The organism is Parafrankia colletiae, assembly GCF_001854655.1.
Classification (GTDB): domain Bacteria; phylum Actinomycetota; class Actinomycetes; order Frankiales; family Frankiaceae; genus Parafrankia; species Parafrankia colletiae.
Genome location: NZ_MBLM01000058.1, coordinates 1 through 17,035 on the forward strand (window position 1 = coordinate 1; position 17,035 = coordinate 17,035).

Here is a 17,035-nt window from a genome sequence, read left to right on the forward strand (position 1 = left end):
GTAGCGGACGATGCCTTCCTGGTCACTGGAGACGAGGGGCAGGCCGGAGGCGACGAGCACGCCGTCGGCCTTGTCGCCGAGCGCCTTGAGGGTCTCGGGGCGCAGGACGGAGCTGCTGGCAGCGAGCTTCTGGTCGTAGTCGCCTGCCTTGGTGGTGGTGAGCCAGGCGGCGAAGTGGGTGGGCATCATCGCGAGGGCGACGGCGTCACCGTCCGCGCCGCGGGTGACGGCGGGGGTGAGGTCGGTGGCGGTGACGTCGATCGGGATGCCRCCCTTGATGGTCAGCCCGCGGCCCTTCTGCAGGGCGGCCGTGTTGAACTGGACGGCGGCGGCCGCCTGCGCGACGTTCGTGAAGGCCACCTGGATGTCGGTGGCACCCGCGTCGGCGAGGACGGTCGCGATGGCAGCGCCCTCGGAGCCGGACAGCGGGAACGAGTTCGGGGAGTTCAGCGCGGACTGGCTCTGCGGCGGCGGGCCGATGTTGGGGACGCCGGCCTCGTTCAGGATGGTGTTCGTCTGCTCCTGGAAGGCCTGGAAGTCGCCGACCTCGGCGATGACGTCGCGGTCGGCGACGAGGTCGCGGGCACACGCGATGGCCTTGGCCGGAGTGTCGGTCTCGCCGGCGTCGCAGACCTCGACCTTGAGYGGGCGGCCGTTGATGCCGCCGGAGGCGTTGACGGCCGCGGCGGCGGCCTGGGCGCCTTCGTAGGACTCGGTGTGYGGGGTGACGCTGTTCAGGGTGGTGATCACTTCGACGGTGATCGGTGCGCCGGTGAGGCCGGCGGTGTCGGTGCTGTCGGAGTCGCCGTCGCCGCCACAGGCGACGAGGGCGGCGGATAGCAGGCCGGCGGCGGCGGTAACCGCGAGGGCCTTGCGGATTATCACGTGGTGTCCCTTCCCGGATGTGGTCACTGCGCGTGGGCCGGGCCGCGGGGTCCAGCGGAGTACAGGTCGCGCGGTGGGGGTGCGTATCGCGGGTGGCCCGGCCCGGGGCAGGGCGGCACGGGGTGTTTCCGCGTCGGGTGTGTAATGATCGCTTTCGGGKTTTCCCGTTGGATGGCAGTGTGTGTTCCGGGYTGGTCGGGCCCTGCGGCTGACCGTGGGGGGTTTGTCCCTTTCCGCCCACCCGCAGTCAGAGTTTAAACTGAGTCAAATTTRGCGGGGTCTACTTTTTAACAGGTGCCGGCAGGTCACACAACCCTGTGGTGGGGGTGGCCGGTGGCGTACGGGCCGCTGGAACGGGCTGCGGGGGACGCGGTGTGGCGGGCTGGTGATGGTCGGTGGCCACGGGGGTCGCGGAGCCGTGGGGGAGGTGGCGATCGAGCTGTTTCGGCCTCTTGCATAGTTAGACTCGGTATAACTATGGTGTGCGGCAAGGCCGGGTCGGACGCCTGGCATCCAGGCCGGTTTCCATGCTCACTGCGGAAGGGATGCGAACGGGGGTGGCGGGCCCCCGGCCGCAGACCGCCCGTCCGCGTGCCTGCTGCCCGRCCCGGMCAGGCCCGGCCACGCTTACAGCCGGCCACGCGCCATCTGCCACAGCCCTGGACCCGGCCGCAGCCAGCCACAGCCCCAGCCCGTGAGCCCCAGCATCGGCACCGGCCGTTGGTCCGGGTGCCACCGATGGAGGAGATCGTGACCTATCGCGTCATCCAGTGGACGACCGGCACCGTGGCCAAGGAGGCGGTCACCGGCATCCTCGGCCATCCTGACCTGGAACTGGCGGGTGCCTGGGTGCACTCCGAGGAGAAGGACGGCCGCGACATCGGCGAGATCTTCGGCTTAGCCCCGCTGGGCCTGACCGCGACGCGTGACCAGGACGCGCTGCTCGCCCAGCCAGCCGACTGTGTCGTTTTCACCGTCGGGCGCACCTGGGTGAACAACCCGATGGAGACGTTCGGGGACCTGCTGCGGATCCTGCGGTCCGGCAAGAACGTCGTCAGCCTGTGGTGGCCGACCCTGGTCTACCCCCGAGCGCAGGACGACGAGCTCTACAAGCAGCTCGAGCAGGCCTGCACCGACGGTGGTTCGTCCTTCTGCACGATCGGCATGGACCCCGGCTACGGCACGGCGGYACTCGCCCTGTCGGCGCTCGCGCTCGCCCGTGAGGTGCGCAGTGTCCACATGACCCAGATCATGAACAACGCCTTCTGGGAGGGCCCCGGCATCACGATGTTCTTCGGCTTCGGCCAGAACGACGTCGCGAAGATGCCGATCCTCGCCCCCGGGGTCACCACGAGCTACCACGCGACGACCATCGCGATGCTGGCCGAGGCGATCGGCGTGACGATCGACGAGATCGTCGAGGACCACACCATTCTGCACTCCGACGAGGCGTTCGACGTCGCGTCGGGGCACATCCCCGCCGGGACGATCTGCGGTCTGCGCTACCGGGTCAAGGGCATCTCCGGTGGTGAGGCCCGGGTTGTCGTCGAGCACGTGGAACGGCTGAGGGAAACGGACTTCCCCGAGGTTGGGTTCTCCGGCGACGGCTACCGGGCGCAGGTTGACGGGCTGCCCGGCGTCCGGCTGGACATGAAGCTCTCCGCGCCCGAGGGCTACACCGGCGACCCGATCGCGGTCGCTTCGGCGATGAGCGTCGTCAACGCGATCCCCCGGGTCTGCGAGGCGCCGCCGGGAGTTCTGTCGCTGCTGGACCTTGCGCCCTTCCCCTCGAAGAACCCCTACACCGGTGGGTTCGAGTCGGCCTGACCGCCGGTCGACGACCGCTGATCACCTCGGCCTGAGCCGGRCCCGGACCCGGGGAAGCGGGTGGCCGCATTCCTGACGGAGCCCCGGTGCCGACATCGCCGCCGTCGGCACCGGGCTCCGTTCGCGCGCGCTGGACCCGCGCGCGCTGGACCCGCCCGCGCGGGCCCCGCGCGGGCGGGTCGAGGCGTGGGTCAGACCGAGTTCTGGGTCATCAGGAACTCGATCACCGGCTTGCCGGCCTCCCACGAGCCGCCGATCGAGGAGCCGACGTGGCCCGAGTCGACCAGCAGGCTCACGCCGCTGATCCCGCTCGCCGCGTCGCTGTTCAGGAAGGCCATCACGTTCCCCATCTGCTCCGGCGTCAGCGGGGGCACGTCGCCCGCCGCCTTCCGGTACTGCTCGTCGAAGCCGCCCCAGGAGTTGGCGCGGGCGAGCGGAGTGTCGGTCGGGCCCGGGCAGATCGCGTTGATGCGGATGCCCCGGGCCAGCAGCGGGTAGGACTCGCGGGCGACGTAGGCGTTGATCGCCTGCTTGCTGAACATGTAGCTGTTGGTGCCCTCGTGGGCGCTGACCCATTTGTCGGCCGCTTCGAAGTCCTCCGTGGCAAGGAACTCGACCAGCGTCGGGAGATGGTTCTGCCAGCCGAGCCCGGCCACCGAGGAGATGAAGCAGATCGCCGATCCGGCGCCCAGCCTGCCTTCGGCGATCAGCCGCTCCAGCAGGTGACGGTGACCGATGACGTTCACCCGCATCACGGCGGGCCCGCCGGCGATCCCGGCGGCCGAGAACACCGCGTCCACCGGCCCGGAGATCTCGTCGATGGCCGCGTCGAGCCTGGCGCGGTCCGCCAGATCCGTGACGATCATCTGTGCGACCGGGTAGTCGGCGGGCGCGATGTCCATGACCACGACCTCGGCGCCCAGGGCGGCGACCGCCCTGGCCGCGGCCGCGCCCATGCCGGTGGCGCCTCCGACCACGAGCGCCCGCTTCCCGTCGTACCGAAAAGCCTGCGAGTCAGTCATGCTCCGTAGCCTCCACGTCCGCCCGTCCAGTCTGGTCCGGGCCTGGTCTGGTCAATCTGACCGGTGGTATTGGGAAGATTCGTCGGCCGGCCCGAATCATCATCAGGGAACCGCGCCGCAAACGCAGCGGGACCGGCCGCGTCGGCACCCGCTGCCAAAGTGCGAGCGCCTCGCCGGCCGCGGGTCGGAAAGGCCAGCCCGGCAGGTGGGGCCGCCCTGTCCGCTGCTGCCCCACTGCGACCGGGTTGACAGTACATGTACTTCAACCTAGTGTAAATACTGACGGTAAGAGCCCAGGTAGGGGGCCCCATCCCCGAAACCAGTGGGCACGCCCACCAGGACAGAAGGGCACCCATGAGCGATTCGCGGTACCAATACCTCACGTACGAGTCGCTGGACGACGGGGCGATAGTGCGGATCATGCTGAACCGCCCCGAGACTCGTAATGCGCAGAGCCGCGGTCTGCTGGTGGAGCTGGGGCAGGCCTTCCTCCGGGCCGAAGAGGACGACAACGTCCGGGTGGTCATTCTCGGTGGCCATGGCCCGATGTTCTCGACCGGTCACGACATGGGTTCGAAGCAGGGCCGGGCGGACATGACCCCCGGCCCTGGCCAGCACCCATCGGCGAAGGTCAACGGCGGCACCCGGCAGGGTGCCGAGAAGCTGATGCTGCAGGAGTGGCACCACTTCTTCGAGAGCACCCGGCGCTGGCGCAACCTCCGTAAGGTCACCATCGCGGCCGTGCACGGCGAGGTCTATGCGGCCGGCCTCATGCTCATGTGGGCCTGTGATCTCATTGTCGCGGCGGAGGGAACCACCTTCGCGGACATGGTCGGAACCCGGCTCGGCATGTGCGGCCTCGAATACTTTGCGCACCCGTGGGAGTTCGGCCCGCGTCGGGCCAAGGAACTCCTTCTGACCGGCGACTCGATCGATGCGGAGGAGGCCTGGCGGCTCGGAATGGTCTCCAAGATCTTCCCGGCCGAGGAACTGCACGACTCGGCCCTCGCGTTCGCCCGGAGAATCGCTTCCGTTCCCACCATGGCCGCCCTTCTGATCAAGGAGTCGGTCAACCAGAGTGTGGACCAGATGGGTTTCTACAACGCGTTGAACGCATGTTTCACGCTGCACGAGCTGAACCATGCGCACTGGGCCTGGGTGCACCAGGGCGGAATGCCCATGGGCACGGCGGGCGACGACGGGATCGCGGACTGGCGCACGGCCCCACCGATCGCCCCGGCCCTGCGGAACCATGTCGCGGCCCCCGACCCGGTCGGCTGACGCGATGGAGCCGACAGCAGGGATCGAGACGTCCGGGGCCGGTCTTCCGGCCGGAGTCGATCCCGAAGCGAAGATCAGATGTGCCGACTGGTCGCGGGCCGTGGCGATGTCCCCGGCCGGCACCGCCGGCACCTACGCGGGTTTCCTCCTCGTCGAGATCCCCCTCCCGTGGCCGCGTGACGCCGGCGAGACCGACGAGGCGGCGCTGCTGGAACCTCTCATCGGCCCCGCGGGCTACCGGCTGCAGGCCGTCGTGCCCGCGGACACGGGCACCCCGGTCGGGGAACGGCGGGTGATCCTGCACGCGCGGGAACCCGGCGCGTCGGCGTTCGCGGGTTACCGCCGGTTCGAGAGCGCTGTCGGTGCCTCGCTGCGCGACACGGTGGCCGCCCTGGTCGCCGCGGCTGCCGACCCGGGCCCGTCCAGCCTGGCGGTGCCGGGGGTCGACGTCCTGGTGTGCGGGCACGGCCGCCGGGACGCCTGCTGCGGCCGGCTGGGAGCGGGCCTCGCCGTCCGGCTGGCAGCCGGCACGCCGGGCCCGGGCGTGAACCTGTGGCGGACCAGCCATCTCGGTGGTCACCGTTTCGCCCCGGTCGCGCTCGTCCTGCCGGAGGGCACCGGCTGGGCCTTCGCCGACCCGGACCTCATCGACCGGGTGATCCGGCGCGACGGCGACATCGACACGGTCGCCGACCACTACCGGGGCTGCTCGGGCCTCGCCGGTCCCCAGGTGCAGGYGCTGGAGAGCGAGGTCCTGCGTCGTKTCGGCTGGGGCCTGCTGGACGCGGCCCGGCACGGCTCGGTCGACGGGGATCGCGCCGAGCTGTCCTGGGAGACCGGTGCGGAGGCTGTGACCTGGTCGGGGACCGTCCGCCCCGGGCGTACCGTCGCGATGCCCGACTGCATGAGCCCGCCCGCGTCGGCCGCCAAGACCCAGACCGAATGGGCGGTCTCCGCCGTCACCCGCCATGAGCACACGCGCGTCACCTGACTGGAGGAAGCACATGACCTACGCGGGCTTGAACTCCGCGAAGCTGCTCATCGGCGGCCGGCTCGTCGATGCCGAGGGCGGCGCCACGTACGACAACATCAACCCGGCCACGGAGGCCTCGATCGGCGTCGCGGCCGACGCCTCCGCCGCGGACGTCGAGGCGGCGATCGACGCCGCGCGGACGGCCTTCGACACGACCAGCTGGAGTACGGACGTCGCACTCCGGGTGCGCTGTCTGCGCCAGCTGCAGGACGCGCTGGCCAAGCACTCCGAGCCGCTGCGCGCGCTGGCGACGGCCGAGGTCGGCCTGCCGACGAAGATCATCCACTCGACGATCGACGGGCCGATCGAGGGCATCGGCTGGGTGGCCGACCTGCTGGAGAAGTACGAGTTCTCGCAGGACTACGGGATGGGCGACATCCCGGGGTTCGGCGCCCACCGCTGGGTCGAGCGCGAGCCGTACGGCGTGGTCGGTGCCATCACGCCGTGGAACCAGCCCTTCCAGGTGAACCTGGCGAAGGTGGCTCCGGCGCTGGCCGCGGGRAACACGGTGGTCCTCAAGGCCGCCCCGACGACACCCTGGTGCGCCAGCGCGATCGGCAAGATCGTCGCGGAGCACACGGACATCCCCGCGGGCGTCTTCAACGTCATCACCAGCTCGGTGAACGACCGCGGCGAGGAACTGATCACCGACCCGCGCGTCGACCTGATCAGCTTCACCGGCTCGACCGCGGTCGGCCGGCGCATCATGAAGCTCGGCTCGGAAACAATCAAGAAGTGCTTCCTGGAGCTGGGCGGCAAGTCCGCGAACATCGTCTTCGAGGATGCGGACTTCCGTGGCTCGATCGGCCTGTCCACCTTCATGGTGTGCCTCCATGCCGGTCAGGGTTGCGCCACGCTGAGCCGGTTGCTGCTCCCGCGGTCGCGCTTCGAGGAGGGCGTGCAGTTCGCCGCGCAGATGCTCTCGGCGATGCCCTACGGTGACCCGCTGGACCCGAACAACGTGATGGGCCCGCTCAACAGCGAGCGGCACCGTGACCGCGTCGAGGCCATGGTCGAGCGGGCCAAGGCGGCCGGCGGCACCCCGATCGTCGGGGGCAGCCGCCCGAAGCAGTTCGAGAAGGGCTACTACTTCGAGCCCACGCTGTTCGCGGACATGCCGGAGGACTCCGAGATCGTCCGCAACGAGGTTTTCGGCCCGGTGCTCGTCGCCGTCCCCTTCGAGGACGACGAGGACGCGATCCGCATCGCGAACGACAGCATCTTCGGCCTGTCCGGTGCCGTCTTCTCGGGTGACCACGAGCGCTCCAAGGCCGTGGCCCGCAAGATCCGCGCCGGCACCATGATCGTCGACGGCGGCATCTACTACGGCCACGACGTCCCCTTCGGCGGTTACAAGCAGAGCGGCATCGGYCGCGAGAGCGGCAAGCTGGGCTTCGAGGAGTATCTGCAGGTCAAGGCGCTCTGCGAGCCTGCCTGAATCCCGCGCGAGCCCGTCTGGACCCGCTGGCACCGACCGCCGCCGCTGCGCAGGCGCACGTAGCGCACGCTGACAGGAGCACCGCGTGAACACCGCAACCGAGATCTACTACGACCCATACGACTTCGAGATCGACAAGAACCCCTACCCGCTGTGGAAGCGCATGCGGGAGGAGGCACCGCTCTACTACAACGACCGCTACGACTTCTACGCGGTCTCCCGCTACGCCGACGTCGAGGAAGCCTCTGTCAACTGGCAGAGCTACACCTCCTCCAAGGGCATCCTGCTGGAGATGGTCAAGGCCGGGATCCAGACACCGCCCGGCGTGTTCATCGCCGAGGACCCGCCCGAGCACGACATGCACCGGCTCATCCTGAGCCGTGCCGTCACCCCGCGGCGGGTGCTCGTCCTGGAACAGCGGATCCGGGAGCTGTGCGCCGAGTACCTCGACCCGCTCGTCGGCAGCGGTGGTTTCGACCTGGTGCAGGACTTCGCCGGCCACCTGCCGATGCGGGTCATCGGCGCCCTCGTCGGCATCCCCGACGAGTACCTGCTGAACCTGCGTGACACCGTCGAGGAGTCGGCCCGGCTGAAGGAGGAGAAGCCGCAGGACGGGAACCGGCTCGTCACCATGGGCGACCCGTACGCGCCGTTCCTGGAGTTCCGCCGCAAGAACCCGGCGGACGACTTCCTCACCACCCTCATCGAGGCTCGGTTCAAGGACGTCTTCACCAACGAGGAACGCGGGCTGACCGACACCGAGATCCTGAACTACGTCGGCATGCTCTACGCCGCCGGGGTCGAGACGACGACCCGTCTGATCGGCTGGCTCGCGAAGGTCCTCGCCGACAACCCGGACCAGCGCGCCCAGGTCGTCGCGGACCGGTCCCTGATTCCGAACACGGTCGAGGAGACACTGCGCTACGAGGTGCCGTCGCCGATCCAGGTCAGGGTGACCACCAAGYCGGTCGAGCTGCACGGCCAGGTGGTCGAGGAAGGGAAGATCGTCGCCCTGCTGACCGGTTCGGCGAACCGTGACGAGCGGGTCTTCCCCAACCCGGACGACTTCGACATCCACCGCAAGATCGACGCGCATCTGACCTTCGGCAAGGGCGTGCACTACTGCTTCGGGGCGGCCCTGGCGCGCATCGAGGGCCGGATCGCGCTCGAGGAGTTCCTGAACCGTTTCCAGGCCTGGGATCTCGCGCCGGGCGCGGAGCTCATCCACACCGCCACGATCCGCGGCTACCACAAGCTTCCGATCGTGCTCTGACCGTTCGCCCGGCCGGGTCCCTTTCCGGCCTCTTCTTTTCCAGCCAGCCGGCGGCGCACCGCCGGCTGGCTGCTTTCTTGCCGGCTAGCCGAGTTCGACGACCCGGGTGGGATGGAGAGTGACGACCACCCGGCCGTCGACGGCTGCCTGGAAGTTCTCCAGATCCGTACCGTAGACGGCGAGCAGGCGCTTGAGGAACTCCAGGCCGGTGTCCTCGGTGATCTCGACGGTTCCCCGCACCTCCAGCGTCCGGAACGGGTTGGTCGGGTCGATCACGAAGAGGGTCGCCTTCGGGTTGGCGACCAGGTTCCGGTACTTCTGCCGGCTGGGGTGGAGCGAGGTCCGCACCTGCCCGTCGTCAAGGATGGCCCAGATCGCGGTGAGCTGGGGCTGCCCGTCCGCCCCGACGGTCGCGAGCGTGGCGGTGTTGCCCGATTCCAACAGGTCCCGATAAGCCGGGGAAACAGTCGGCACTGGAAGCTCCTTGTCAGCCGTGGGGGCGGAAGGTATCGGGGTCGGCGGCGGCCCAGTCCGCTGCCCAGGAGGCGGGGGGTTCGGCGAGYAGTTCACCCGGGGCCAGCCAGTCGTACAGGTCGGCGTAGCTGCGGGTGTCGCTGTGGGAGATCCTGCGCAGCAGCATCCCGGGGCCGAGCTCGGCCGGGCTGGAGCAGCCCAGCGAGGCCATGACCCGGACCGCCTGCTCGACGGTGGCCGCCTGGTAGCGGCGGACCCGCTCGGCCTTGTCGGGCACGTCCAGCGCCCGCGCCCGGCGTGGATCCTGGGTGGCCACTCCGACCGGGCAGGTGTTGGTGTGGCAGCGCTGCGCCTGGATGCAGCCCGTCGCCATCATCATCGCCCGCGCCGAGTTGGTGTAGTCGGCACCCTGCGCGATCCGCTTGACGATGTCGACGCCGTGGGCGACCTTGCCACCCACCCCGATCCGCACCCGGTCCCGCAGGCCCACGCCGACGAGGGCGTTGTGCACCGCCATCAGTCCCTCGGTCAGCGGGGTGCCGACGTGGTCCTCGTACTCCAGCGGGGCCGCGCCGGTGCCGCCCTCGGAGCCGTCCACCACGATGAAGTCCGGGGTGACGCCCTCGGCGACCATGGCCTTGCAGATGGCGAGCAGCTCGCGGCGCGTGCCCACGCAGAGCTTGAACCCGGCCGGCTTGCCCGAGGCGAGCTCCCGCATCCGCGCGATGAACAGGACGAGTTCGCGTGGGGTGGCGAAGACCCGGTGGAAGGCCGGGCTGACGCAGTCGACGCCGACCGGGACACCGCGGGCCGCCGCGATCTCCGGTGTCACCTTCGCCGCCGGCAGGACACCGCCGAGACCGGGCTTCGCGCCCTGGCTCAGTTTCAGCTCGACCATCCGGACCGTCGGCAGCGCGGCGACGTCCTTGAAACGGGCGGGGTCGAAGTCGCCGTCGGGCGTGCGGGTGCCGAAGTAGCCGCTGCCGATCTCCCACACCAGGTCGGCGCCGTACCTCAGGTGGAGCTCGGTGAGGCCGCCCTCGCCGGTGTCGTGGGCGAAGCCGCCCGCCGCGGCGCCCTGGTTCATCGCCAGCACCGCGTTCGCCGACAGCGCTCCGAAGCTCATCGCGGAGATGTTCAGCAGCGCCATGTCGTAGGGCTGGGAGCAGTCCGGACCACCGATCCGTACTCTCGGCTGCGGATCGCCAGGGGCCACCGGGACCGGCATGGCGGAATGTGGCAGCCATTCGTAGCCGACCTCGTTGACATCCCGTTCGGTGCCGAATGCCTGATCGCCGTGCGTGCCCTTCGAACGCTCGTAGATGATCGTGCGGGTGTCGCGGTCGAACGGCCGGCCGTCGTAGTTCCGCTCGATGAAGTACTGCTGGATCTCCGGGCGGATCTTCTCCAGCAGGAACCGCAGGTGCCCCAGCACGGGGTGGAACCGCAGGATCGCGTGCCGCCGCTGCGTCACGTCGTGCACCGCGAGCGCCAGCAGCGCCGCGGCGAGCGCCGCACCCGCCCACCAGCCGGCCGAGACGAGCAGCGCCAGGACCGCCCCGACCGCGACCAGCACAGCCAGGAGGCAGACCGTCGCATATGGCAACATCGCGAACCGTGCCCTTCCCACCCGGTCCTGGACGGGTTCGCCCAGGTCCGTGGCAGGTCTGACGGTATCCCCGCTTCGGGCCGTCGAACTGCGCCGGCAGCGGACGGAACCGGACTCTGCCCACGGCCGATCTGCCGGCGGCAGAGCCCGGCCCGCGGGCGGCGACCGGTACCTACCGTCACCGTCATGAGCGTTGTCGAGCTGCGACCGGACCTGTACTTCCTGCGTTTTCCCGTCGGTCACGTCTACCTGTGGCGTGACCCGGACGGCCTGACCGTGATCGACGCCGGCCTGCCCGGCTCCGGCCGGCGGATCGCCGCCGGCATCCGCGACCTGGGACATGACCTGACCGAGGTGCGACGGCTGGTGCTGACCCACGGCCATGTCGACCACGCCGGCGCGGCCGCCGAGATCGCGGGCTGGGGCGACGTCCGCGTCCTGGCGCACCAGGCGGACGTCCCGCTGATCGAGGGGCGGGCCGAGGCCGTGCCGCCGGATCTGGCCGACTGGGAGCGCCCGCTGTGGGACGAGGTCCACTCCGCGCTGCCGGCGACGGCCGCGGCCCCGACACCGGTCGACCAGGCACTCGGCGACGGCGACGTCCTCGACATCGCCGGCGGTGCCGTGGTCGTCGGCGCCCCGGGTCACACCGCCGGCAGCATCGGGCTGTACCTGCCCGGTCCACGGGTGCTGTTCGCCGGCGACATCATGGCGCGCGACCCGCGGTCACCCGACCCGCGGACACCGGTCTTCCCCGGTGTCTTCAACGCCGACCGGGCCGAGGCGCTCTGGTCCTTCACCCGGCTGGCGTCCCTCGACATCGAGGCCGCCTGCTTCGGCCACGGTGAACCCCTCTCCGCCGGCGCGGGAGCATTCATGCACACAGCGCTCGAACACCTCGCGCGGCAGTCCGAAGGTTCTGCGTGACGGACAGCGCTCGTTGACAGACGGCGTTCGTTGACGGACAGCTGCGCGTCGTCACCGCGGATCATCGGGGAGGATTCGGTGTGGGCGACGCCCTAGACTCCCTCAGCGTGGGTGTGAAACTCGCCCTGCTGGACGGGGTGCGCTGGAACGGCACCCCGGTGGTCGGGGATCGCCAGCAGGCACTGCTCGCGGCGCTGGCGGCGGCCAGTGGGCGGGCGGTGCCGGCCGAGCGACTGGCCGCCCTGATCTGGCACGGAGAGGCGACGGCCAACGCGGCGAAGAGCCTGCAGGTCGTGGTGTCCCGGGCGCGGGCAGTCCTCGGGGCCGGCGCGGTGGTGCGCGACGGGGCCGGTTACCGCCTGGACCTGCCGGCCGCGCAGGTCGACAGCTGCCTGCTGGCCCGACTGGCGGAGCAGGCCACCCGCCTTCTTCCGGAAGATCCGCTCGCAGCCGCGGAGGTGGCCCGCGAGGCCCTCGCAGTCGGCGACTCCGACTCCGATCCCCGTGCGGGCGCTGGCTCGCTGACGGCGGCTTGGCCACTGACGGAGACTGGGCCACTGACGGAGGCCCGGCCAGGGGAGGAGGGCCCGCTCGCGGACGTCCGCCGGGCCGCGGTGGGTGACCGCACGACGGCGCGGGCGGTGCTGGCGCAGGCCTGCAGCCGGACCGGTGCGCACGCCGAGGCGCTGCCGCTGCTGACGGAGGCGGTGGCGGGCCGGCCCGGCGACGAGGGGCTGCTGGCCGATCTGCTCCGCAGCGAGGCGGCGGTGCGCGGCCCGGGCGCCGCGCTGGAGCGGTACGAGCGTTACCGCCGTGACCTGCGGGACAGAGTGGGCGTCAGTCCTGGTGATGCGCTCGCGCGGGTGCACCGTGATCTCCTCGTCGCCGACCGCCCGGTCCGCGACGGCCTGCGCTACGACGCCACCCGGCTGCTTGGGCGCGGGCGGGACGTCGAGCGGCTCCGGGCGATGCTCGCCAGCTCCCGGGTGGTGTCGATCATCGGGCCCGGTGGGCTGGGCAAGACCCGGCTGGCGCATCTGCTGGCCCGCGACAGCCCGCTCCCGGTGGTGCGGGTGGTGGAACTGGTCGGTGTCACCGCGCCCGCGGACCTGCTCGGCGAGGTCGGTTCCGCGCTCGGCGTGCGGGACTCGGTCGGCAACCGCCGGGTTCTGACCCCGGAGCAGCACGCCGACCTGCGGGGCCGCATCGCCGCGCAGCTGGCGGGCAGCCCGAGCCTGCTCGTCCTCGACAACTGTGAGCATCTGGTCGGCGCGGTCGCCGAGCTGGTCGCGTTCCTCGTCGCCACGACGGCCGACCTGCGGGTGCTGACCACGAGCCGGGCGCCGCTGTCGATCAGCGCCGAGCGGGTGTACCCACTCGGCACGCTGACCCGGTCGGACGCCGTCGAGCTGTTCCGCGAGCGTGCCGTGGCGGCCCGGCCCGACGTCCGGCTGGACGACGCGGCCGTCACGTCGATCGTCGACCGGTTGGACGGGCTGCCGCTCGCCATCGAACTGGCGGCCGCACGGGTGCGGGTGCTGTCCGTCGAGGAGATCGACCTGCGCCTCGCGGACCGGTTCGCCCTGCTGCGCGGCGGCGACCGCGGTGCTCCGGACCGGCACCGCACCCTGCTCGCGGTGATCGACTGGTCGTGGAACCTGCTCGCCGAGCCGGAACGAAGGGCGCTGCGCTGGCTGTCGGTGTTCCGGGACGGTCTGACTCTGCACACCGCGGAGGAGATGCTCGGCCCGGAGCTGGACGCCGTCGAGGTGGTGCAGAACCTCATCGACCAGTCGCTGCTGAGCGTGCGTGAGGCGTCCGGCCGGGCGCGCTACCAGATGCTCGAGACAGTCCGGGAGTTCGGCCTGCTGCGGCTGGCGGAGGACGGGGAGGCCGCGGCGGCCCGGCGGGCCCGGCGGGCCTGGGCGCTCCGCTACGTCTCCCGCCACTGCGCCGACCTGTACGGCGAGCGGCAGGTCAGCGCGATCGACGCTCTGGCTGCCGAGGAGACCAACCTCGCTGACGAGCTGCGGGCGGCGCTCGCCGAGGGAGATGCCGAAGCGGCGGTGTCCATCGTCGCGGTCCTGGCCGGGTTCTGGGAGATGCGCGGAGAGCACACCCGGATCATGGTGCTGGTCGGGGCGATCGGCGCGGCGGTCCGCGGGTGGGAGCCGCCGCCGCGGGCGGTGCCCGCGGCCCTTGCCATGGCGCTTGCCTTACTGGGCGGCGCTTTTCCCCACGCCGGCGCCGATGTGGCGCCGATCCGGGAGCTCCTGATCCGGTTTGGTCCGGACGCGGCGGAGGATCCCCGGGTGGCAGGTGGGGTGAGGGTGCTGCTGCACGCCCACCCCGCGCGCTGCGGGCCCGAGAGCCTGCAGCAGGTTCTGGAGCAGCTTGCGGAGGACACCGACCGGTACTGCGCCCTGTTGGCTCTGACCTGGCTCCTGCATCTGTACGAGAACAGTGGTGACACGCAGACGGCGATGGCCACCGGGGAACGTGCGCTCGCGCTCATCCGGCCCGGGGACGGCCCGTGGTACGAGGCGGGGCTGCGCACCCAGCTCGCCTCGCTGACGATGCGGGTGGGGCAGACCGCCGCCAGTCATCGTCACATCGAGGCGGCGCTGCCCGTTCTGCAGCGGCTCGGCGCACACGACGACGCCGCCTATCTGCGGACGCTGCAGGCGGCGGACGCCATCCGCCGCGGCGCCTTCGACGACGCCGAGGGGATTCTGGCCGGGCTCGCCGAGGCGGGGTTCCCGTACACCTACGATGCGGGTTCCGGGCTGCTGCTCGGCGGGATGATGGCGGCGGTGGTCCGGGCCGAACTTGCGACCGCCCGCGGCCAGATCGAGGACGGCCTGCGCCGCCACCTCCAGGTGGCGGACCAGACACGGACGCTGCGGATGCCCGGGGTCGAGCAGACCGGCCTGGAGCCGTGGCTGCTGTTCGGCGAGGCGGTAGCCCTGGCCGCGTTCGCCCGGTACGCGGTCGACGCCAGGCAGCTCGCCGAGGGCGCGGGGCTCGCGTCGTCATGCATTCTCCGGAGCCGCAGGCTGCTGGGCCTGGACGAGGCGCACATCGACTACCCGGTGTTCGGCACGGCCCTGTTCGCCCTCGGAGCCTGGCAGCTGCGGGTCGGGCCGGCCGGCGACGAGGCTGTGGACGCGGCCTGGCTGCTGGCCGTGGCCCGGCGTTTCGGCTACTTCGCGCTGATCTCCCCGCTGGACTGGCACTGGGTCGAGGTTGCCGCGGAACAGCGGGCGCCGGGTGCGCTGGCCCGCGCCGAGGGGCAGATCGGCAGGCGGCGCAGCAGCGAGCTGCTCGGCGAGACCGACGCTCTGGTCGAGCGACTGGCCGGGCAGACCCCGCCGCCCGCCGTCCTACAGGCTCCGGCGGTAGCTGACGACCGACAGCGGCAGGAAGATGACGATCACCACCAGGCCGGTGAGCAGCGTCCAGCCGACCTGGGCGGTGATCGCGCCGTTGTTCGCCAGGTCCCGGGTCGCGGAGACGAGATGTGACACCGGGTTGACCTTCGTGAAGGTCTCCAGCCAGCCCGGCAGGGTGTCCGCCGGCACGAACGCGTTGGACAGGAACGTCAGCGGGAACAGGATCATCATCGAGATGCCCTGCACGCTGCGGGCACTGCGGGCGAGCGTGCCGATCCAGGTGAACGCCCACGCGATCGCCCAGCCGGTGACCACCGCGAGCACCACCGCCCCGGCGACGCCGGGCACCCCGCCGCCGGGCCGGTAGCCGAGCAGCAGCCCCATCAGGTAGGTCAGCACCGCCGCGATCAGGTAGCGCACCAGGTCGGCGACCATCGGGCCGGCCAGCGGGGCGACCCTGGACATCGGCAGCGACCGGAACCGGTCGAAGACGCCCTTGTCCATGTCCTCCCGCAGCTGCACCCCGGTCGCCATACAGGTGGTGAGGACCGTCTGGGCGACGATGCCGGGGATCAGCAACGGCAGATAGCTGTCGACGTCCCCGGAGATCGCACCGCCGAAGACGTAGGCGAACATCGCCGTGAACAGCAGCGGCTGCAACGCCACGTCGAAGAACTGCTCCGGATTGCGGCGCATCTTCTTCAGCGCCCGCCAGGCCATCGCGAGCGTCTGGGAGGCGGTGTCGCGGATGCCTGGCCGACCATGGGTGCGGGCGAGTGCCGCCGAGGCGTCCAGGACGGTGGCCGGCGCCTCCAGAACAGTCGTGCTCATCGGGCGACCTCCAGGGGGGCGATGCTGCCGCGGTCGTCGGGGATGTCGACGGCGCCGGGGCCCGGCTCGCCGTCCGCCCGGTCGGCAGGGGGGACGTCATGGCCGGTGAGGGCGAGGAACACCTCGTCGAGGGTGGGCCGCGCGACGCTCACCGAGCGGATGGAGACGCCCGCCGCGCGCAGGCCCCCGAGAACGTCGGCGGCCCGGTCGGCGTCGGGGAGCGGCGCGTTCATCCGGCCGGACTCGGGGGTGAGGACCGGCTCCTCACCGAGGATGCGGCGCACCACCTCGGCGGCGGCGGCCTGGTCGGCCCCGGGCGCGAGCTGCACCTGCAGGGTCGACTCGCCCACCTGCGCCTTCAGGTCGTCCGGGGTGCCCTCGGCGACCTTGCGGCCGTGGTCGATGACGCACACCCGGTCGGCGAGCTGGTCGGCCTCGTCCAGGTACTGGGTGGTGAGCAGCACGGTGCAGCCGTCGGCGACCAGGCCGCGGATCGTGTCCCACATCTGGCCCCGGGTCCGCGGGTCGAGACCGGTGGTCGGCTCGTCCAGGAAGATCAGCGGCGGGCGGGTGATCAGGGAGGCGGCGAGGTCCAGCCGGCGGCGCATGCCCCCGGAGAACTCGGAGATCCTGCGTTCGGCGGCCTCCTCGAGACCGAACTGCTCCAGCAGCCGGCGGGTGGTGGCGCGGGCCTCCGACGCCCGCAGGCCCTGCAGGCGGCCGAACAGCCACAGGTTCTCGGTCGCGGTGAGATCCTCGTCCACCGAGGCGTACTGGCCGGTGACGCCGATGAGCTGCCGCACCCGGTGCGGATTCGCGGCGACGTCGATCCCGAAGATCCGCGCCTCGCCGCTGTCGATCGACAGCAGCGTCGCCAGCATCTTCAGGGTCGTCGTCTTCCCTGCGCCGTTCGGGCCGAGCACACCGAAGATCTCGCCCTGGCGGACGTCGAGGTCGATGCTGTCCACGGCGCGCTGGTCGCGGAACGTCTTGACCAGGCCGCGGGCCTGGACTGCGGGTGGGGCTCCCAAGGGATGTCCTCT

12 protein-coding genes and 1 pseudogene are annotated in these 17,035 nt (G+C 71.2%); 7 read left to right on the forward strand and 6 right to left on the reverse strand.

The genetic code is table 11. The annotated features are described in order from the left end of the window. The coding region (locus tag CC117_RS08105; RefSeq protein WP_071083135.1) for an ABC transporter substrate-binding protein at positions 1–885 on the reverse strand (885 nt) is incomplete at its 3' end. A 738-nt stretch (positions 886–1,623) separates the two neighbouring features. On the opposite strand from CC117_RS08105, the gene CC117_RS08110 reads away from it, so the two are divergent. Beyond that, positions 1,624–2,712 (forward strand): NAD(P)H-dependent amine dehydrogenase family protein, encoded by a 1,089-nt coding sequence (locus CC117_RS08110; RefSeq protein ID WP_071083136.1) that lies wholly within the window; start codon positions 1,624–1,626, stop codon positions 2,710–2,712. Positions 2,713–2,903: 191 nt separating this feature from the next. Here the strand turns inward: CC117_RS08110 and CC117_RS08115 are convergent, their stop codons facing one another. Continuing rightward, the gene (locus CC117_RS08115; protein WP_071083137.1) at positions 2,904–3,734 is read right to left on the reverse strand and encodes an SDR family oxidoreductase; all 831 of its coding nucleotides are present in this window, start codon (positions 3,732–3,734) and stop codon (positions 2,904–2,906) included. Positions 3,735–4,088: 354 nt separating this feature from the next. Here CC117_RS08115 and CC117_RS08120 point away from each other — a divergent pair, with 354 nt between their 5' ends. From CC117_RS08120 to CC117_RS08135, 4 genes are all read left to right on the forward strand, one after another. Beyond that, positions 4,089–5,015: an enoyl-CoA hydratase gene (locus CC117_RS08120; RefSeq protein WP_071083138.1), complete on the forward strand. Its 927-nt coding sequence runs from the start codon at positions 4,089–4,091 to the stop codon at positions 5,013–5,015. Positions 5,016–5,019: 4 nt separating this feature from the next. Then, positions 5,020–6,006 (forward strand): sucrase ferredoxin, encoded by a 987-nt coding sequence (locus CC117_RS08125; protein WP_071083270.1) that lies wholly within the window; start codon positions 5,020–5,022, stop codon positions 6,004–6,006. A gap of 13 nt (positions 6,007–6,019) precedes the next feature. Beyond that, a complete protein-coding gene (locus CC117_RS08130; protein ID WP_071083139.1) occupies positions 6,020–7,486 on the forward strand; it encodes an aldehyde dehydrogenase family protein in 1,467 nt (488 codons plus the stop codon). 85 nt (positions 7,487–7,571) lie between these two features. Next, positions 7,572–8,759, forward strand: a complete 1,188-nt coding sequence (locus CC117_RS08135; protein WP_071083140.1) for a cytochrome P450 — start codon at positions 7,572–7,574, stop codon at positions 8,757–8,759. An 84-nt stretch (positions 8,760–8,843) separates the two neighbouring features. On the opposite strand, the gene CC117_RS08140 is transcribed toward CC117_RS08135, so the two are convergent. Both CC117_RS08140 and CC117_RS08145 read right to left on the reverse strand, forming a co-directional pair. Beyond that, complete coding sequence (locus CC117_RS08140) at positions 8,844–9,233, reverse strand: PPOX class F420-dependent oxidoreductase (RefSeq protein ID WP_071083141.1); 390 nt, start codon at positions 9,231–9,233, stop codon at positions 8,844–8,846. Positions 9,234–9,246: 13 nt separating this feature from the next. Beyond that, a complete protein-coding gene (locus CC117_RS08145; protein ID WP_071083142.1) occupies positions 9,247–10,842 on the reverse strand; it encodes an FMN-binding glutamate synthase family protein in 1,596 nt (531 codons plus the stop codon). 186 nt (positions 10,843–11,028) lie between these two features. On the opposite strand from CC117_RS08145, the gene CC117_RS08150 reads away from it, so the two are divergent. Both CC117_RS08150 and CC117_RS38800 read left to right on the forward strand, forming a co-directional pair. Continuing rightward, the gene (locus CC117_RS08150) at positions 11,029–11,769 is read left to right on the forward strand and encodes an MBL fold metallo-hydrolase (RefSeq protein WP_071083143.1); all 741 of its coding nucleotides are present in this window, start codon (positions 11,029–11,031) and stop codon (positions 11,767–11,769) included. Between the two features lie 458 nt (positions 11,770–12,227). Further along, positions 12,228–13,058, forward strand: a pseudogene (locus CC117_RS38800) (BTAD domain-containing putative transcriptional regulator); the annotation flags it as partial. Between the two features lie 2,094 nt (positions 13,059–15,152). Here the strand turns inward: CC117_RS38800 and CC117_RS08155 are convergent. Next, positions 15,153–15,992, reverse strand: a complete 840-nt coding sequence (locus CC117_RS08155; protein ID WP_071083144.1) for an ABC transporter permease — start codon at positions 15,990–15,992, stop codon at positions 15,153–15,155. Next, positions 15,989–17,023: an ATP-binding cassette domain-containing protein gene (locus tag CC117_RS08160; protein WP_071083145.1), complete on the reverse strand. Its 1,035-nt coding sequence runs from the start codon at positions 17,021–17,023 to the stop codon at positions 15,989–15,991. Before CC117_RS08160 ends, CC117_RS08155 begins: the two co-directional genes overlap by 4 nt. Positions 17,024–17,035 lie beyond the last annotated feature (12 nt).